Annotated in this window: 17 protein-coding genes; 11 read left to right on the forward strand and 6 right to left on the reverse strand. The window is 68.6% G+C overall.

Annotation, left to right across the window (positions count from 1 at the left end; genetic code table 11):
- Window positions 1-25: 25 nt before the first annotated feature.
- Together clpS and icd are read right to left on the reverse strand one after the other, a co-directional pair.
- Window positions 26-391 carry an ATP-dependent Clp protease adapter ClpS gene (gene clpS, locus PGB34_RS01885; RefSeq protein WP_408647809.1) on the reverse strand — a complete coding sequence of 122 codons (366 nt, stop codon included), beginning with the start codon at window positions 389-391 and terminating at the stop codon, window positions 26-28.
- A 166-nt stretch (window positions 392-557) separates the two neighbouring features.
- Entirely contained in the window at window positions 558-1826 is a 1269-nt protein-coding gene (icd, locus tag PGB34_RS01890) for an NADP-dependent isocitrate dehydrogenase (RefSeq protein WP_271426368.1), read from the reverse strand.
- 184 nt (window positions 1827-2010) lie between these two features.
- Between icd and PGB34_RS01895 the strand changes: the two genes are divergently transcribed.
- Window positions 2011-2466 (forward strand): DUF192 domain-containing protein, encoded by a 456-nt coding sequence (locus PGB34_RS01895; RefSeq protein WP_408647810.1) that lies wholly within the window; start codon window positions 2011-2013, stop codon window positions 2464-2466.
- Window positions 2467-2572: 106 nt separating this feature from the next.
- On the opposite strand, the gene PGB34_RS01900 is transcribed toward PGB34_RS01895, so the two are convergent.
- From PGB34_RS01900 to xseA, 3 genes are all read right to left on the reverse strand, one after another.
- Entirely contained in the window at window positions 2573-4810 is a 2238-nt protein-coding gene (locus tag PGB34_RS01900) for an NADP-dependent isocitrate dehydrogenase (protein ID WP_271426370.1), read from the reverse strand.
- Window positions 4811-5072: 262 nt separating this feature from the next.
- On the reverse strand, window positions 5073-5654 hold the full coding sequence (locus PGB34_RS01905; protein WP_271426371.1) for a Fe-Mn family superoxide dismutase: 582 nt from the start codon (window positions 5652-5654) through the stop codon (window positions 5073-5075).
- Between the two features lie 41 nt (window positions 5655-5695).
- Window positions 5696-7018 carry an exodeoxyribonuclease VII large subunit gene (xseA, locus tag PGB34_RS01910; protein ID WP_271426372.1) on the reverse strand — a complete coding sequence of 441 codons (1323 nt, stop codon included), beginning with the start codon at window positions 7016-7018 and terminating at the stop codon, window positions 5696-5698.
- A 316-nt stretch (window positions 7019-7334) separates the two neighbouring features.
- Between xseA and PGB34_RS01915 the strand changes: the two genes are divergently transcribed.
- The 6 genes from PGB34_RS01915 to adk all read left to right on the forward strand — a co-directional run bounded on the left by PGB34_RS01915 (window position 7335) and on the right by adk (window position 11253).
- Window positions 7335-7967 (forward strand): MotA/TolQ/ExbB proton channel family protein, encoded by a 633-nt coding sequence (locus PGB34_RS01915; protein WP_271426373.1) that lies wholly within the window; start codon window positions 7335-7337, stop codon window positions 7965-7967.
- A gap of 28 nt (window positions 7968-7995) precedes the next feature.
- Window positions 7996-8421: an ExbD/TolR family protein gene (locus tag PGB34_RS01920; protein WP_408647825.1), complete on the forward strand. Its 426-nt coding sequence runs from the start codon at window positions 7996-7998 to the stop codon at window positions 8419-8421.
- 29 nt (window positions 8422-8450) lie between these two features.
- Entirely contained in the window at window positions 8451-9461 is a 1011-nt protein-coding gene (gene lpxK, locus PGB34_RS01925) for a tetraacyldisaccharide 4'-kinase (protein ID WP_271426375.1), read from the forward strand.
- Window positions 9442-9624 (forward strand): Trm112 family protein, encoded by a 183-nt coding sequence (locus PGB34_RS01930; RefSeq protein ID WP_271426376.1) that lies wholly within the window; start codon window positions 9442-9444, stop codon window positions 9622-9624. The genes lpxK and PGB34_RS01930 overlap by 20 nt, the downstream gene beginning before the upstream one ends.
- Window positions 9625-9655: 31 nt before the next feature.
- Window positions 9656-10417, forward strand: coding sequence for a 3-deoxy-manno-octulosonate cytidylyltransferase (gene kdsB, locus PGB34_RS01935; protein WP_271426377.1), 762 nt, complete (start codon window positions 9656-9658; stop codon window positions 10415-10417).
- Between the two features lie 179 nt (window positions 10418-10596).
- Window positions 10597-11253: an adenylate kinase gene (adk, locus tag PGB34_RS01940; protein WP_271426378.1), complete on the forward strand. Its 657-nt coding sequence runs from the start codon at window positions 10597-10599 to the stop codon at window positions 11251-11253.
- 77 nt (window positions 11254-11330) lie between these two features.
- Here the strand turns inward: adk and PGB34_RS01945 are convergent, their stop codons facing one another.
- Window positions 11331-12326, reverse strand: coding sequence for an asparaginase (locus PGB34_RS01945; RefSeq protein ID WP_271426379.1), 996 nt, complete (start codon window positions 12324-12326; stop codon window positions 11331-11333).
- Between the two features lie 122 nt (window positions 12327-12448).
- On the opposite strand from PGB34_RS01945, the gene lexA reads away from it, so the two are divergent.
- From lexA to PGB34_RS01965, 4 genes are all read left to right on the forward strand, one after another.
- Window positions 12449-13123 (forward strand): transcriptional repressor LexA, encoded by a 675-nt coding sequence (lexA, locus tag PGB34_RS01950; protein ID WP_271426380.1) that lies wholly within the window; start codon window positions 12449-12451, stop codon window positions 13121-13123.
- A 111-nt stretch (window positions 13124-13234) separates the two neighbouring features.
- On the forward strand, window positions 13235-13627 hold the full coding sequence (locus tag PGB34_RS01955; protein ID WP_271426381.1) for a hypothetical protein: 393 nt from the start codon (window positions 13235-13237) through the stop codon (window positions 13625-13627).
- A 61-nt stretch (window positions 13628-13688) separates the two neighbouring features.
- Window positions 13689-14696 carry a D-2-hydroxyacid dehydrogenase family protein gene (locus PGB34_RS01960; protein WP_271426382.1) on the forward strand — a complete coding sequence of 336 codons (1008 nt, stop codon included), beginning with the start codon at window positions 13689-13691 and terminating at the stop codon, window positions 14694-14696.
- Entirely contained in the window at window positions 14693-15877 is a 1185-nt protein-coding gene (locus PGB34_RS01965; protein ID WP_271426383.1) for an MFS transporter, read from the forward strand. The genes PGB34_RS01960 and PGB34_RS01965 overlap by 4 nt, the downstream gene beginning before the upstream one ends.
- Window positions 15878-15888: the final 11 nt, after the last annotated feature.

The raw sequence follows: 15888 nt of genomic DNA on the forward strand, positions 1-15888 counted from the left end.
GACTTCAGATGGGTGAGACTCAGGCTTATTCAACCGGTTCACTGATGCACTGCAGCGGATGCCCGGCCTGCACTGCGGCTTCCATCACCTGGTTCACCTTGGTGGCTGCCACGTCGCGGGGATAGACCCCACAGACGCCGCGGCCATCGAGATGGATCTTGAGCATGATCTGCGTGGCGGTCTCGCGGTCCTTGTTGAAGAACTCCTGCAGGACCACCACCACAAATTCCATCGGGGTGTAATCATCATTGAGCATCACCACCTGGTACATGCGCGGTGGTGCCGTCTTCTGCGGACGACGCTCCAGCACGACCGAGTCACCGTCGTCACGCTTGGGCGTGGCCGGTGCCGCGGGCGGCTTGGAGGGATTTTGGGTAGCCATGAAATTCATTCTATAGAGCGGCGCCGGGCCGTGTGGGCGCGGCCTCCCGATCCCACAGATGCGGGCAAAAAACGGCACTGCAAGCGCCGGGCCTGGCGCGGCTTTGCAGCCCACCGGCCGGAAAAAAAAGGGCGCCCATCACGGCGCCCGGTCGCGAAGGCCCTGCCGGGGCCCTTCAGTCCAGCTCGGCCATGGCCTCGATCATGACCTGGCCGAATCCCGAGCAACTGACCTGCGTGGCGCCTTCCATGAGCCGCGCGAAGTCGTAGGTGACCTTCTTGCTCAGGATCGCCGCTTCCAGCGACCTGACGATGATGTCGGCCGCCTCGGTCCAGCCCATGTGGCGCAGCATCATCTCGGCCGACAGGATGCTGGAGCCCGGGTTCACGTAGTCCTTGCCGGCGTACTTGGGCGCCGTACCGTGGGTGACCTCGAACATGGCCACCTGCTCGTTGAGGTTGGCGCCGGGCGCGATGCCGATGCCGCCCACCTGCGCGGCCACGGCCTCGGAGATGTAGTCGCCGTTGAGGTTGAGCGTGGCGATCACGCTGTACTCGGCCGGACGCATCAGCACCTGCTGCAGGAAGGCATCGGCGATCACGTCCTTGATGATGATGCTCTTGCCGGTGGCGGGGTTCTTCACGCGCATCCACGGGCCGTCGTCCAGCAGTTCGCCGCCGAACTCCTTGGCCGCCACTTCATAAGCCCAGTCACGGAAGCCCCCTTCGGTGAACTTCATGATGTTGCCCTTGTGCACGAGGGTGACGCTGGGCTTGTTGTGGTCGATGGCGTACTGGATGGCCTTGCGCATCAGGCGCTGCGAGCCCTCGATGGACACGGGCTTGATGCCGATGGCCGAGGTCTCGGGGAAGCGGATCTTGCGCTCGCCCATCTGGTCGCGCAGGAAGCCGATGAGCTGCTGCGCCTTGTCGGAGCGGGCCTCGAATTCGATGCCGGCGTAGATGTCTTCCGAGTTCTCGCGGAACACGGTCATGTTGGTCTTCTCGGGCTCGCGCAGCGGCGAGGGCACGCCCTGGTAGTAGCGCACCGGGCGCAGGCAGACATACAGGTCCAGCGCCTGGCGCAGCGCCACGTTCAGCGAACGGATGCCACCGCCCACCGGCGTGGTCAGCGGCCCCTTGATGGACACCACATGCTCGCGCACGGCCTGGAGCGTTTCATCGGGCAGCCAGGTGTCCGCGCCGTACAGGCGCGCAGCCTTCTCGCCCGCGAACACCTCCATCCAGCGGATGCTGCGACGCTCGCCATAGGCCCGGGCCACGGCCGCGTCCACCACCTTGAGCATCACGGGCGTCACGTCGCGGCCCACGCCGTCGCCTTCGATGAAGGGAATGATCGGCCGGTCGGGAACCTTCAGCGTCTGATCGGCCTGGACGGTGATGGCCTGGCCATCGGCGGGCAACTGGATGTGCTGGTAGGGCATGGAGCGAGAACGGCGGGCGGATGCCGCGAGGCGAAGAAAGCGCGCAACGCACAGCAAAGGGATGCGCGCACAAAGCCGGAATTCTATGCACCGCATGCTGCGGGCTCGCGGCAAGCCCCGCCGACGCCGTCGCCTGGGTGCCAGGCCGGCGCAGGCGATGCGCCCAGGCCTCACAATGCGGCGCATGAAAGTGCTCCTGACCCTCGTGGCGGCCGCCCTGAGCGCCGCGACCGCCCTGGCCCAGCCCGCCGCGGGCCAGCCCCAGATGGACCTGCCGCGCGTGAAGCTTTCTGCCGGCATGCATGTGATCGACGCGCAGGTGGCGCGCACCGAGCAGCAGCGCAACACGGGCCTGATGTTCCGTGCCCAGATGCCGCAGCACGAGGGCATGCTCTTCGTCTTCGAGCAGCCGGCCGTGCAGTGCTTCTGGATGAAGAACACGCTGCTGCCGCTGACCGCCGCCTTCGTGGCCGACGACGGCACCATCGTCAACCTGGCCGACATGCAGCCGCAGACGCTGGACTCGCACTGCTCCACGCAAGCCGTGCGCTACGTGCTGGAGATGAACCAGGGCTGGTTCGCGCGCCGCGGCGTCAAGGCCGGCTCCCGACTCGGGGGCTTCGACGCGGGCAAGCGCTGAATCGCTGCAGTCCTTCACGTGATCGCCCAAAGAAATGAGGCCCCGAGGGGCCTCATTTCTTTTTCTGGCATGCGGCGCGAAGGCCGCATGCGCAGGGCGCGAACGATCAGCCGTTCACGGCAGCCAGCGCGGCGTTGAAGGTCTTGCTCGGGCGCATCACGGCCTCGAGCTTGGCCGTGTCGGGCTTGTAGTAGCCGCCGATGTCCACGGCCTGGCCCTGCACCTCGTTGAGCTCCTTGACGATCACGGCTTCCTTCTCGGTCAGCGTCTTGGCCAGGGGCGCGAACTTGGCCGCCAGTTCGGCGTCTTCGGTCTGCGCGGCCAGCTCCTGCGCCCAGTACATGGCCAGGTAGAACTGGCTGCCGCGGTTGTCGAGCTGGCCGGTCTTGGGGCTGGGGTTCTTGTTGTTGTCCAGCAGCTTGCCGGTGGCGGCATCCAGCGTCTTGGAGAGCAGCTTGGCACGCGGGTTGTTGTTCTTCAGGCCCAGGTCCTCGAAGCTCACGGCCAGCGCGAGGAACTCGCCCAGCGAATCCCAGCGCAGGTGGTTCTCTTCCACCAGCTGCTGCACGTGCTTGGGGGCCGAGCCGCCCGCACCCGTTTCGTACATGCCGCCGCCGGCCATCAGGGGCACGATGGACAGCATCTTGGCCGAGGTGCCCAGCTCCATGATGGGGAACAGGTCGGTGAGGTAGTCGCGCAGGATGTTGCCCGTGGCGCTGATGGTGTCCAGGCCGCGGATCACGCGCTCGAGCGTGTAGCGCATCGCACGCACCTGGCTCATGATCTGGATGTCCAGGCCGGTCGTGTTGTGCTCGTGCAGGTACATCTTGACCTTGGTGATCAGCTGCGCCTCGTGCGGGCGGTAGGCGTCGAGCCAGAACACCACCGGCATGCCCGAATTGCGCGCGCGCGTGACGGCCAGCTTGACCCAGTCTCGGATCGCGGCGTCCTTGGTCTGGCACATGCGCCAGATGTCGCCCTTCTCCACGTTCTGGCTCATCAGCACTTCGCCCGTCGCCAGGTCGGTGATGTTGGCCACGCCGTCTTCGGGCACTTCAAAGGTCTTGTCGTGCGAACCGTATTCCTCGGCCTGCTGAGCCATCAGGCCGACGTTGGGCACCGTGCCCATGGTCCGGGGGTCGAAGGCGCCGTGCCACTTGCAGAAGTTGATGATCTCCTGGTAGATGCGGGCGAAGGTCGATTCGGGCATCACGGCCTTCACGTCCTTCAGGCGGCCGTCGGCGCCCCACATCTTGCCGCCGTTGCGGATCATGGCCGGCATCGAGGCGTCCACGATCACGTCGTTGGGCGAGTGGAAGTTGGTGATGCCCTTGGCCGAATCCACCATGGCCAGCTCGGGGCGGTGCTCGTGGCAGGCGTGCAGGTCGCGCTTGATCTCGTCCTGCGTGCTCTGCGGCAAGGTGGCGATCTTGTTGTACAGATCGACCATGCCGTTGTTGACGTTCACGCCCAGCTCTTCGAACAGCTTGGCGTGCTTTTCGAAGGCCTCGCGGTAGAAGATCTTCACGCAGTGGCCGAACACGATGGGGTGCGAGACCTTCATCATGGTGGCCTTCACGTGCAGCGAGAACATCACGCCGGTCTTGTGCGCGTCCTCGATTTCCTTCTCGTAGAACTCCAGCAGGGCCTTCTTGCTCATGAACATGGAGTCGATCACCTCGCGCTCGAGCAGCGAGACCTTGGGCTTGAGCACGATGGCCTTGCCGCTCTTGGTGATCAGCTCCATCTTGACGTCGCGCGCCTTGTCCAGCGTCATCGACTTCTCACCGTGGTAGAAGTCGCCGCCGTGCATGTGGGAGGCGTGCGAGCGCGAGGCCTGGCTCCATTCGGCCATGCTGTGCGGGTTCTTGCGCGCGTATTCCTTGACGGCCTTGGGCGCGCGGCGGTCGGAGTTGCCTTCGCGCAGCACGGGGTTCACGGCCGAGCCGGTGCATTTGTTGTAGCGCGCGCGGATGTCCTTTTCCTCGTCGGTCTTGGGCGACTCGGGGTAGTCGGGGATCTTGTAGCCCTTGCCCTGCAGTTCCTTGATGGCCGCCTTGAGCTGGGCCACCGAGGCGCTGATGTTGGGCAGCTTGATGATGTTCGCTTCGGGCTTGAGCGTGAGCTTGCCCAGTTCGCCCAGCGTATCGGGCACGCGCTGCTCTTCGGTCAGCAGCTCGGGGAACTGGCCCAGGATGCGGTTGGCCACCGAGATGTCGCTGGTGGCCACGTCGATGCCCGCAGGCTGCGCGAAAGCACGGATGACGGGCAGGAAGGCGCCGGTGGCCAGCAGCGGCGCTTCATCCGTCAGCGTGTAGATGATGGTTGGTTTCTGGGTGCTCATCTCGGTTTATCTCCAGGAAATCACAGCAAACACAGCCGCACGCCCGGCAGCCGAGCGCCCATGACTGAATACCACATGCGATTGTGCTTGGTGCGTCACGCGCACTCGGCCGGTTTTTGCAACCGTTTCCCGCAATGCGGAATCGGAATGACTTTTTTTTGAACTGCGCTTGCGTGCGCCCGCGCACTGCCTGCGCGTCGCACATGCACACGCGCACAAAAAAGCCGGCACGCGGCCGGCTTGCTTGGCAAGCGCTGAAGGCTTAGCCGAAGTTCTTTTCAGCGAACTCCCAGTTGACCAGCTTGGCCAGGAAGGTTTCGACGAACTTGGGGCGCAGGTTGCGGTAGTCGATGTAGTAGGCGTGCTCCCAGACATCCACGGTCAGCAGGGCCTTGTCCTCGGTGGTCAGGGGCGTGCCGGCGGCGCCAGTGTTGACGATGTCCACGCTGCCGTCGGCCTTCTTGACCAGCCAGGTCCAGCCCGAGCCGAAGTTGCCCACGGCCGACTTGACGAAAGCTTCCTTGAAGGCGTCGAAGCTGCCCCACTTGGCGTCAATGGCCTTGGCCAGCGCGCCGCCGGGAGCGCCGCCGCCCTGGGGCTTCATGCAGTTCCAGAAGAAGGTGTGGTTCCAGATCTGGGCCGCGTTGTTGTAGATGCCGCCGCTGGACTTCTTGACGATCTCTTCGAGCGTCATGTTCTCGAACTCGGTGCCCTTCTGCAGGTTGTTCAGGTTCACCACGTAGGCGTTGTGGTGCTTGCCGTGGTGGAACTCCAGGGTTTCCTTGGAGTACTCGGGCGCCAGGGCGTCGATGGCGTACGGCAGAGGAGGCAGAACGTGTTCCATGGTGATTGCTCGTGGGTTGGTTGGAATTGGAGTCGGGGATTCTAGGAACGATTGGCGCGCGTTCGCGTCGGACCGGGGCCTGACCCCACTTCGTCCACAGTCATGCGCGCCTGGCCGTCGGCCAGCGTGGCGTGGATGGCGGCACCGGGCTGCAGTTGCGCCACGCGCGTGAGGGCCTGGCCCGAGGCATCGGTGAGCCAGGCATAGCCGCGCTGCAGCACCACCGCGGGATCGAGCAGGCCCAGCCGCAGCGCCAGCCGCTCCAGTTGCTGCGCCTGGCGCTGCACATGCCCGGCCAGTGCGCGGGGCAAGGCCTGTTGCCGCTCAGCATGACGATCCTGCGCTGCCTGCAGCGCGATGCGCAGGCCATGGCGCAGGCGCTGCGCGCGCTGTTGCAGCGCCAATTGCTGGCGCGCGGCCAGTGCAGACGGCCGGCCCAGCCGGGCGGCCACGCGGTCCAGCCGCTGGCCGCGCTGGTCGATCTGGGCCACAAGCGCATCGCGCAGGCGCCGCTGCAACTGCTCGAGCAGCGCCAGGTGCTGTTCACGCGGCGCGGCCACCAGTTCGGCCGCGGCCGTGGGGGTGGGCGCGCGCAGGTCGGCACAGAAATCGGCGATGCTGAAGTCGGTCTCGTGCCCCACCCCCACCACCACCGGCACCGGGCTGCGCACGATGGTGCGGGCCAGGGCCTCGTCGTTGAAGGCCCAGAGGTCCTCGATGGAGCCGCCACCGCGCACCAGCAGGATCACGTCCACGGCGGGCTGTAGCGTGTACAGCGACTGCAGTGCGGCGATCAGCTCGGCAGGCGCCTGCGCGCCCTGGACCAAAGCCGGCGCCAGCACCACCGGCAGGTGGGGCACGCGGCGGCGCAGCGCCGTCACCACATCGTGCAGCGCAGCGGCGCCCGGCGAAGTGACGAGCCCGATGCGCAGTGGCAGCGCCGGCAGCGGCCGCTTGCGCGCCGCATCGAACAGGCCCTCGGCCTCCAGCTTGGCCTTGCGCAGCAGGAACTGCTCGAACAGCGAGCCCTGGCCGGCGCGGCGCAGGCTCTCGACCACCAGTTGAAGCTCGCCGCGCGGCTCATAGACGCCAAGCCGGCCGCGCAGTTCCACGCGGTCGCCGCCCTGCGGCGCAAAGTCCAGCAGTTGCGCGGCGCGCCGGAACATGGCGCAGCGCAGCTGGCCCGCATCGTCCTTGAGCGTGAAGTAGCAGTGGCCGCTGGCCGCGCGCATGAAGCCCGAGATCTCGCCCTGCACGCTGACCGGGTTGAAGCGGGCCTCCAGGGCATCGGCCACGGCGCGGCACAGCGCGCCCACGGCCCAGACGCGGGAGGCCGGGGCCTGGCCGGAAAGTGGCGTGTTCATGCCCGCGCCCTCACAGCCGTCCCCAGCCCGGCCCGCCGGCCGGCAGCGGCCGGAAAAGCCCTGCAGGGCGCCCCGGAAAGCCGCAGGTTGCTGTGCAAGTGACTGTCGTGATTGAAGAAATTACTGCTCAAAATTGCGTCGTTCTGTTGCGAGGCCCAGCCGGCGCGGCCTCGCGGCACTTCCGCATGCGGTTACTCACAAAGTTGTCCACAGAAAATGTGCGTCAGATGACGGCTCTGTGAGAGGGAGAACGGTCAAGGCGCTCGGTCATAATCGCCGCGCCTGAAATGCAGGGCCGCGCGCCCGGAGGACGCTCTTGTTTTCGATCATAGTTGCTGCTGGATGGCCGATCTGGCCCCTGCTGATCTGCTCCGTGGCGGCCCTGGCGCTGATCATCGAGCGCTTCGTCAGCCTCAAGCCGGCCAAGGTCCTGCCCCCGAAGCTGCTGGACGAGGCCATGCATGCCTCGCAGGGCGGCGTGCCGGGCCCCGACGTGGTGACGCGGCTGGAACAGAACTCGGCCCTGGGCAGCGTGCTGGCCGCCGGCTTCAGGGCGGTGAACGCCAATCCGGCCTGCAGCGACGACGACGTGCGCCAGGCCATGGAATCGGCCGGCCGCTCGGTGGCGCACCGGCTCGAGCGCTACCTCCCTGCGCTGGGCACCATCGCCTCGGCCGCGCCGCTGCTGGGCCTGCTGGGCACCGTGATCGGCATGATCGAGATCTTCGGCTCGCAGGCGCCCACCGCGGGCGGCGGGGTCTCGGGCAACCCGGGGCAACTGGCGCATGGCATCTCCATCGCGCTCTACAACACGGCCTTCGGCCTGATCGTCGCCATTCCGGCGCTGATCTTCTGGCGCTACTTCCGCACGCGCGTGGACGAATACCTGCTCAAGATGGAACTGGCGGGCGAGCAGTTCGCGCGCCACCTGGCCCGCGTGCGCCGTTGAGCGCACCAGGACGCACCCGATGAGCCGCATGCGCTTTGACCGCGGCAGCACGCCGGAGCCGGAGATCAACCTGATCCCCTTCATCGACGTGCTGCTGGTGATCCTCATCTTCCTGATGCTGACCACCACCTACAGCAAGTTCACCGAGATGGAGGTGCGCCTGCCGGTGGCCGACACCGAACAGCAGCGCGACCGGCCCAAGGAAGTGATCGTGGCCGTGGCGGCCGACGGCCGCTATGCCGTCAACAAGACCCAGCTGCCAGACCGCAGCGTGGACAGCGTGGCCGCCGCACTGGGCGCCGCCGCCGGCAGCGCGCCGGGCAGCGTGATCATCATCAGCGCCGACGCATCGGCGCCGCACCAGTCCGTGATCACCGTGATGGAGGCCGCGCGGCGCGCGGGCCTCATGCAGATCACCTTCGCCGCCCAGTCGGCGGCGCGCGCGGCGCCCTGAGCGCCGCCCCCCCGGCCTTTGCATTGCCCGTGAGCGCCGCCGGCCTGCTGCAGCGCGCCTGGCGCACCCGCGGGGCGCTGGCCTGGACGCTGCGTCCGCTGTCCTGGCTTTTTGCAGGGCTCGCAGCCGTGCATCGCCTTCAATACCGACGCGGCTGGAAGACCGTGCACCGGCTGCCCGTGCCCGTGGTGGTGGTGGGCAACGTGGTCGCGGGCGGCGCGGGCAAGACGCCGGTGGTGATCGCGCTGGTGCAGCACCTGCGTGCTCGCGGCCTTCAGGTGGGCGTGGTCTCGCGCGGCTACGGGCGGCGCACCAACGAGGGGCGCCTGGTCCTGCCGGGCAGCGACCCGCGCGACGTGGGCGACGAACCGCTGCTGATCGTGCGCGCCACGGGCGCTCCGCTGGCCGTGGACCGCGACCGCGTTGCCGCCGCACAGCGGTTGCTGGCTGCGCATCCGCAGCTGCAGCTGATCGTGAGCGACGACGGCCTGCAGCACCTGGCCCTGGCGCGCGACGTGGAGATCTGCGTCTTCGACGACCGCGGCGTGGGCAACGGCTGGCTGCTGCCGGCCGGCCCGCTGCGCGAAGCCTGGCCCCGCCCTTGCGACCTGGTGCTGCACACCGGCAGCCAGCCCGCTTTCGATGGCTTCACCGCGCAGCGCGCGCTGGCCGATGCCGCCGTGACACGCGACGGGCGCAGCGTGCCGCTGGCCGAACTGGCGCAGCGCGCCGATCTGGTGGCGGTGGCCGGGATCGCGCAGCCGCAAAATTTCTTCGACATGCTGCGCGCACGCGGCGTGCAGCCTGCGCAGTGCATCGCGCTGCCCGACCACCACGACTTCGCCGGCCCGCCGCCCTGGCCCGCAGACGCGCTGCTGCTGTGCACCGAAAAGGACGCGGCCAAGCTCTGGCAGCGCGCGCCCACGGCCCTGGCGGTGCCACTGCACTTCATGCCCGAGCCGGCCTTCTTCGCTGCACTGGATGCGAAGCTCGCTCAGGTGCCACGACTATCATCCACGCATGGATACGAAGCTGCTTGAATTGCTGGTCTGCCCCGTCACCAAGGGCCCCTTGACCTGGAACCCGCAGAAGCAGGAACTGAGCTCGCGCAGCGCCCGCCTGGCCTACCCGGTGCGCGACGGCATTCCCATCCTGCTCGAAACCGAAGCCCGCACGCTGAGCGACGAGGAGCTAGAGCTTTGAGCACAGCGCCGGGCAGCATGGGGGCCATGTCTTGAGCTTCACGGTCCTGATCCCTGCGCGGCTGGCTTCCACGCGCCTGCCAGACAAACCGCTGGCCGACATCGGCGGCCTGCCCATGGTGGTGCGCGTGGCGCAGCGCGCGGCGCGCTCGCAGGCCGCGCAGGTGGTGGTGGCCGCGGACGATGCACGCATCGTCAAGGCCTGCACCGAGCACGGCGTGCAGGCCCTTATGACGCGCACCGACCATGCCACCGGCAGCGACCGGCTGGCCGAAGCCTGCGAGCTGCTGGGCCTGCCCGACGACGCCATCGTGGTCAACGTGCAGGGCGACGAGCCGCTAATCGAGCCCTCGCTCATCGACGCCGTGGCCCAGTTGCTGGTGACGCGGCCCGAGCTGCCCATGGGCACGGCGGCCCACCCCATCGACAGCCTGGACGACTTCCGCAACCCCAATGTGGTGAAGGTGGTGCTCGACGCGCAGGGCCTGGCCCTGTACTTCAGCCGCGCGCCCATCGCCTGGTGGCGCGACGGCAGCAGCGTGCAAGAGGGCCCGCGCGCGCTGCCCGCGCCCGCGCCGCTGCGCCACATCGGCCTGTACGGCTACCGCGCGGGCTTCGTGCGCGCCTTTCCGGGCCTGCCGGTGTCGCCGCTGGAGCAGACCGAGGCGCTGGAGCAGTTGCGCGTGCTGTGGCACGGCCACCGCATCGCGGTGCACGTGAGCGCGCATGCGCCCGGCGCGGGTGTGGACACGCCCGAGGACCTGGCCCGCGTCAGGGCCCTGTTCGGGCACTGAAGCCGCACGCGCGGAACCCGCATCGCAGGCCCCATTGCGGGGCGCCGGCATCGCGCAGGCGACGATTCGCGCGGCGAGCGCATGCTATCCTCAACGGCACCTGCGCCCTGCATGACACGCCTGCATGGCACACGCGGCTCCCAAGCCTGCGACAGATTCCAAAAAACCTCGAGGACAGCATGAGACTGATTTTGTTGGGAGCCCCAGGGGCCGGAAAGGGCACGCAAGCGACCTTTATCTGCCAGAAGTACGGCATTCCCCAGATTTCCACCGGCGACATGCTGCGCGCCGCCGTCAAGGCCGGCACGCCGCTGGGCCTGCAGGCCAAGGCCGTGATGGACGCAGGCGCCCTGGTCAGCGACGACCTGATCATCAACCTGGTCAAGGAACGCATTGCCCAGCCCGATTGCGCGCAAGGCTTCCTGTTCGATGGCTTCCCGCGCACCATCCCCCAGGCCGACGCCATGAAGGCGGCCGGCGTCAAGCTCGACTACGTGCTCGAGATCGACGTGCCCTTCTCCGACATCATCGAACGCATGAGCGGCCGCCGCTCGCACCCGGCCTCGGGCCGCACGTACCACGTGCGCTTCAACCCGCCCAAGGTCGAAGGCAAGGACGATGTGACCGGCGAAGAGCTGATCCAGCGCGAGGACGACAAGGAAGAAACCGTCAAGAAGCGCCTGGACGTCTACAGCCAGCAGACGCGCCCGCTGGTGGACTACTACGCCAAGTGGGCCAGGGAGGACGCAGACTCCGCCCCCAGGTACCGCGCCATCAGCGGCGTGGGCACGGTGGACGAGATCACCCAGCGCGCGCTGCAGGCACTGGCCAGCTGAAGCACGGCCCGCCTCGCCCAGACAAAACCCCCGTGCAGCCCACGGGGGTTTTCTTTTTTTGGTCTGCGCGCCTGGCCTCAGCCTGGCGGCGTGGGCGCAGCTTGCCCATCGAGCAGCGCGAGCTGCATGGCGATGCGCGCCTGCACCGGCGTGAGCGCGCCGGCACCGGGCAGCACGTCGCCCGCATGCGCCAGCACGCGCCCCGCCGCACAGCGCGTGCTGCGCCACACCGGCAGGCCGGCCGCCTGCGCGCGCAGCGCAGCGGCTTCCAGGGGCTGGCTCAGGGTGCCGTTGCCGGTGCCCGCCAGCACCAGGCCCTGAACGGCATCCTCGGACCCAGACGCGCGCTCGCGCAGCAGCAGATCGATCAGGCGCCCGTCCGCACCCGCGTGGTTGCCCAGAATCTCCACCCGCGGCAAGGCAGGCGCCGCCAGCACCTTCTGCCGCCGCGCCTCGGTCGCCGAGGCGGGCGGCTGCGGCCAATCCCTCAGGCGGCGCAAGCGCCCTTCCTCCATGTCGCCCAGCAGCCCTTCGTCGCCGGAGCTGAAGGCGTCCAGCCGGTAGGTGTGCTGCTTGCGCAGCGCGGCGCCGCCATGCACCCTGGCCGCGCAGACGGCCAGCACGCCGGTGGCCCCGGGCGTGGCGGCCACCGCAACGGCATCGCGCAGGTTCTGCGGGCCGTCGGGCGCCAGCGCCGTCGCCGGCCGCATGGCGCAGGTCAGCACCAGGGGCTTGCCCGCCGGCAGCACGCTGTGCAGGAAGAAGGCCGTTTCCTCCAGCGTGTCGGTGCCGTGGGTGACGACGATGCCATCGAGCCCGTCCTGCGCCAGCGCCTGCACCAGGCGGCGCACCAGGGCCTGCCACACGGCCAGGTCCATGTCCTTGCTGTCGATGTTGGCCACCTGCGCCGCCTGCAGCGCCACGCCGGGCACCGCGATGCCGCCCAGCAGCTGCTGCACGCCGATCTGGCCTGCCCTGTAGCCCAGCGCGTCGGCCGCGTCGGCGGCCGCGCCGGCAATGGTGCCGCCCGTGCCCAGCACCAGCACCTGTCGCATCCTTTGCACATCACTCATCGTTCATGGCTCCATGGCGCTTGCCAGATCGTCAATAGCTGGTTAAAAATACAGTCACTGGATAGGCAAACAGTGATGCCTGCATCCAGTGAACGCAGGCCCTGTGCCGCAGGAGTTGCAACGTGCTCAACGCCCCCTCCGTCAAGCTTACCGTCCGGCAGCAGCAGATTCTGGAACTGATCCAGGGTGCCATCGCACGCACCGGCGCCCCTCCCACGCGGGCCGAGATCGCGGCCGAGCTGGGCTTCAAGTCCGCCAACGCGGCCGAAGAGCACCTGCAGGCCCTGGCGCGCAAGGGCGTGATCGAACTGGTCAGCGGCACCTCGCGCGGCATCCGGCTGCGCGGCGATGCGCTGCGCTCCCTGCACGAATCGCGCAGCCACCAGTTCACGTTGCCCGGCCTGTCGCAACTCGCCCTGCCGCTGGTGGGCCGCGTGGCTGCGGGCTCGCCCATCCTGGCGCAGGAGCACGTCGATCAGACCTACTACGTCGAGAACACGCTGTTCCAGCACAAGCCCGACTACCTGCTCAAGGTGCGCGGCATGTCCATGCGCGACGCCGGCATCATGGACGGCGACCTGCTGGCCGTGCAGGCCACGCGCGAAGCCCGCAACGGCCAGATCATCGTGGCCCGCCTGGGCGAAGAGGTCACCGTCAAGCGGCTCAAGCGCACCAAGGATCTGATCGAGCTGCATGCCGAGAACCCCGACTACCCGACCATCATCGTCGAGCCCGGCGAGCCCTTCGAGATCGAGGGACTGGCGGTGGGCCTGATCCGAAACACGATGCTCATGTAGCACGTCGGCGCCGTGCCAGGTGGCGGGCGTATGGCCTTGGCGGCCATCACCCTGGCATGCGCGCCTGTTCTGAATCCTGCCTGTGTCTCACCCCTCGCTCCAGGAGTTCACATGGGAATCGCTTTGCTCGCCCTGTCCGATCTGTTCACGCCCATCCAGTCGCTGCTGAGCCATCGCTGGATGACGCGCAGCGCGCGCGGCACGCATCAGCCTTCGGTCGCACTCGACGCCGATCTGCGCTACGTGCAGGTACGCCCGCACCCGGGCGCCGCGCGACAACATCCTGCGCCCTGCCCCGAGCGCCCTGCCCGGGCCGCCGCCCGCCCCAGCCGTCCGCTGCGCGTGGTGCGGCTGGCAGAAGCCGACGGCAAGGCGCGTGCGGGTGGCAGCAGCCCGCGCGTGCTGCTTTCAGGCCGCATGGAAGACGTGTGTGCCGAGCTGGACCGCCTGGCCGCCCTGGAAGCCGCCCAGTCGCCCGCAGCGGGCTCGCGCCACTTGCACTGAGGGCTGCAACAAGCCGTTCCCGGAGCGGCCGGCCCGTGGGCGCGAGGCACAATGAACGCCCATGAACATTGTGATCCTCGACGACTACCAGGACGCGGTGCGCAAGCTGAACTGCGCCTCCAAGCTCGACGCTTACGCCGCCAAGGTCTACACCAACACCGTCAAGGGGATCGGCCAGCTGTCGGTGCGGCTCAAGGATGCCGATGTCATCGTGCTGATCCGGGAGCGCACGCAGATCCCCCGCCAGCTGATCGAGAAGCTGCCGCGGCTCAAGCTGATCTCGCAGACCGGCCGCGCCGGCCCGCACATCGACATCAACGCCTGCTCGGAGTACGGCGTGGCCGTGGCCGAGGGCTCGGGCTCGCCGCAGGCGCCGGCCGAGCTGACCTGGGCGCTGATCATGGCGGCCATGCGCCGCCTGCCGCAGTACATCAGCAACCTCAAGCACGGCGCCTGGCAGCAGTCGGGTCTCAAGTCGGCGGCCATGCCGGCCAATTTCGGCCTGGGTTCGGTGCTCAAGGGCAAGACGCTGGGCATCTGGGGCTATGGGCGCATCGGCCAGATCGTGGCGCGCTACGGCCAGGCCTTCGGCATGCAGGTGCTGATCTGGGGCCGCGAGGGCAGCCGCGAGCGCGCGCGCTCCGACGGCTTCCAGATCGCAGCCAGCCGCGAGGCCCTGTTCGAGCAGAGCGACGTGCTGTCGCTGCACCTGCGCCTGAACGATGACAGCCGCGGCCTGGTGCGGCTCGAGGACCTGCAGCGCATGAAGCCCACGGCCCTGTTCGTCAACACCTCCAGGGCCGAGCTGGTGGAGGCCGATGCACTGCTCGCGGCCCTGAACCGCGGCCGCCCGGGCCTGGCCGCCGTGGACGTGTTCGAGAGCGAGCCGCCGCTGCAGGGCCATGCGCTGCTGCGGCTGGAGAACTGCATCTGCACGCCGCACATCGGCTATGTGGAGCAGGACAGCTACGAGCTGTACTTCGGCCAGGCTTTTGACAACGTGGTCAGCTTCATCAAGGGCAACCCCACCAACATCGTGAACCCAGGCGCGCTCCAGGTGCGCCGGTGAGTCGCCCGGCGCGGCCGTCGGCCGCCCTGTGGGCCCTGCTTGCGGGCAACTTCGTGATCGGCTCCGGCGTGATGGTGGTAGCCGGCACGCTCAACCAGCTCAGCGATTCGCTTCAAGTCAGCGTGGCCACCGCGGGCCAGCTGATCACGGCTGGCGCGCTGGTGATGTGCGTGGGCGCACCGCTGATGGCCAGCCTGGTGGCCCGCTGGGACCGCCGGGTGCTACTCACAGCCTCCCTGCTCTGGTACGCCGCGGGCCATGCGCTGGCGGCAGCCATGCCGGACTACGCCAGCGTGCTGGTGGTGCGCATGCTCACCGTGGTGGCGCCCGCCATCTTCACGCCGCAAGCCGCGGCCTGCGTGAGCCTGCTGGTGCCGCCTGAACAGCGCGGCCGGGCCGTGACCTTCGTGTTCCTGGGCTGGTCGCTGGCCTCCGTGCTGGGCATGCCCATGGGCGCGGTGATCGGCGGGCAGTTCGGCTGGCGCGTGGCCTTCGGAGTCATCGCCCTCGCATCGCTGCTGTGCGCGGCCTGGGTCTGGCGCGCGCTGCCGCCCCATGTGCGCCCCGAAGCCCTGTCGCGCGCCGCCTGGGGCCGGGTGCTGGGCAACCCGCTGCTCATGGGCGTGGTGCTGGTCACGCTGCTGCAAAGCTCGGGGCAGTTCGTGCTCAGCAGCTACCTCGCGCCCCTGCTGCGCGACCAGCTCCATGCCACGCCGCTGCAGCTGGGCCTGTTCTGGGCGCTGTTCGGCCTGTGCGGGCTGGCGGGCAACATGCTGGCCAGCCGCCACATCGACCGCCTGGGCGCGGGCCGCATGGTGACGCTGAGCAGTTCGCTGGTGGCCCTGGGCCTGCTGCTGTGGCCGCTGGGCCTGGCGCACAGCTGGCTGGCCGTGTGCCTGGTGATGGTGCCCTGGGGCCTGGGCTGCTTCGCCACCAACTCGGCGCAGCAGGCCCGGCTGGTGGGCATGGCGCCCGCGCTCGCTGCCGGCTCGGTGGCGCTCAACAGTTCGGCCATGTACACGGGCCAGGCCATTGGCGCGGGCAGCGGGGGCTGGCTGCTGGCCCACGGGGCTTCGGGCTGGATGGCACCCGCTGGCGTGATGGCGATGTTGCTGGCCATTGCGCTGGGGCTGGGGATCGAAAGGCGCCAGCGTCAACAGGCGCCCCGGCGCGCGGGCTGAGCCTGGCCAGC

Origin of the sequence: Xenophilus arseniciresistens, assembly GCF_028023875.1 — a bacterium.
GTDB lineage: Bacteria > Pseudomonadota > Gammaproteobacteria > Burkholderiales > Burkholderiaceae_C > Xenophilus > Xenophilus arseniciresistens.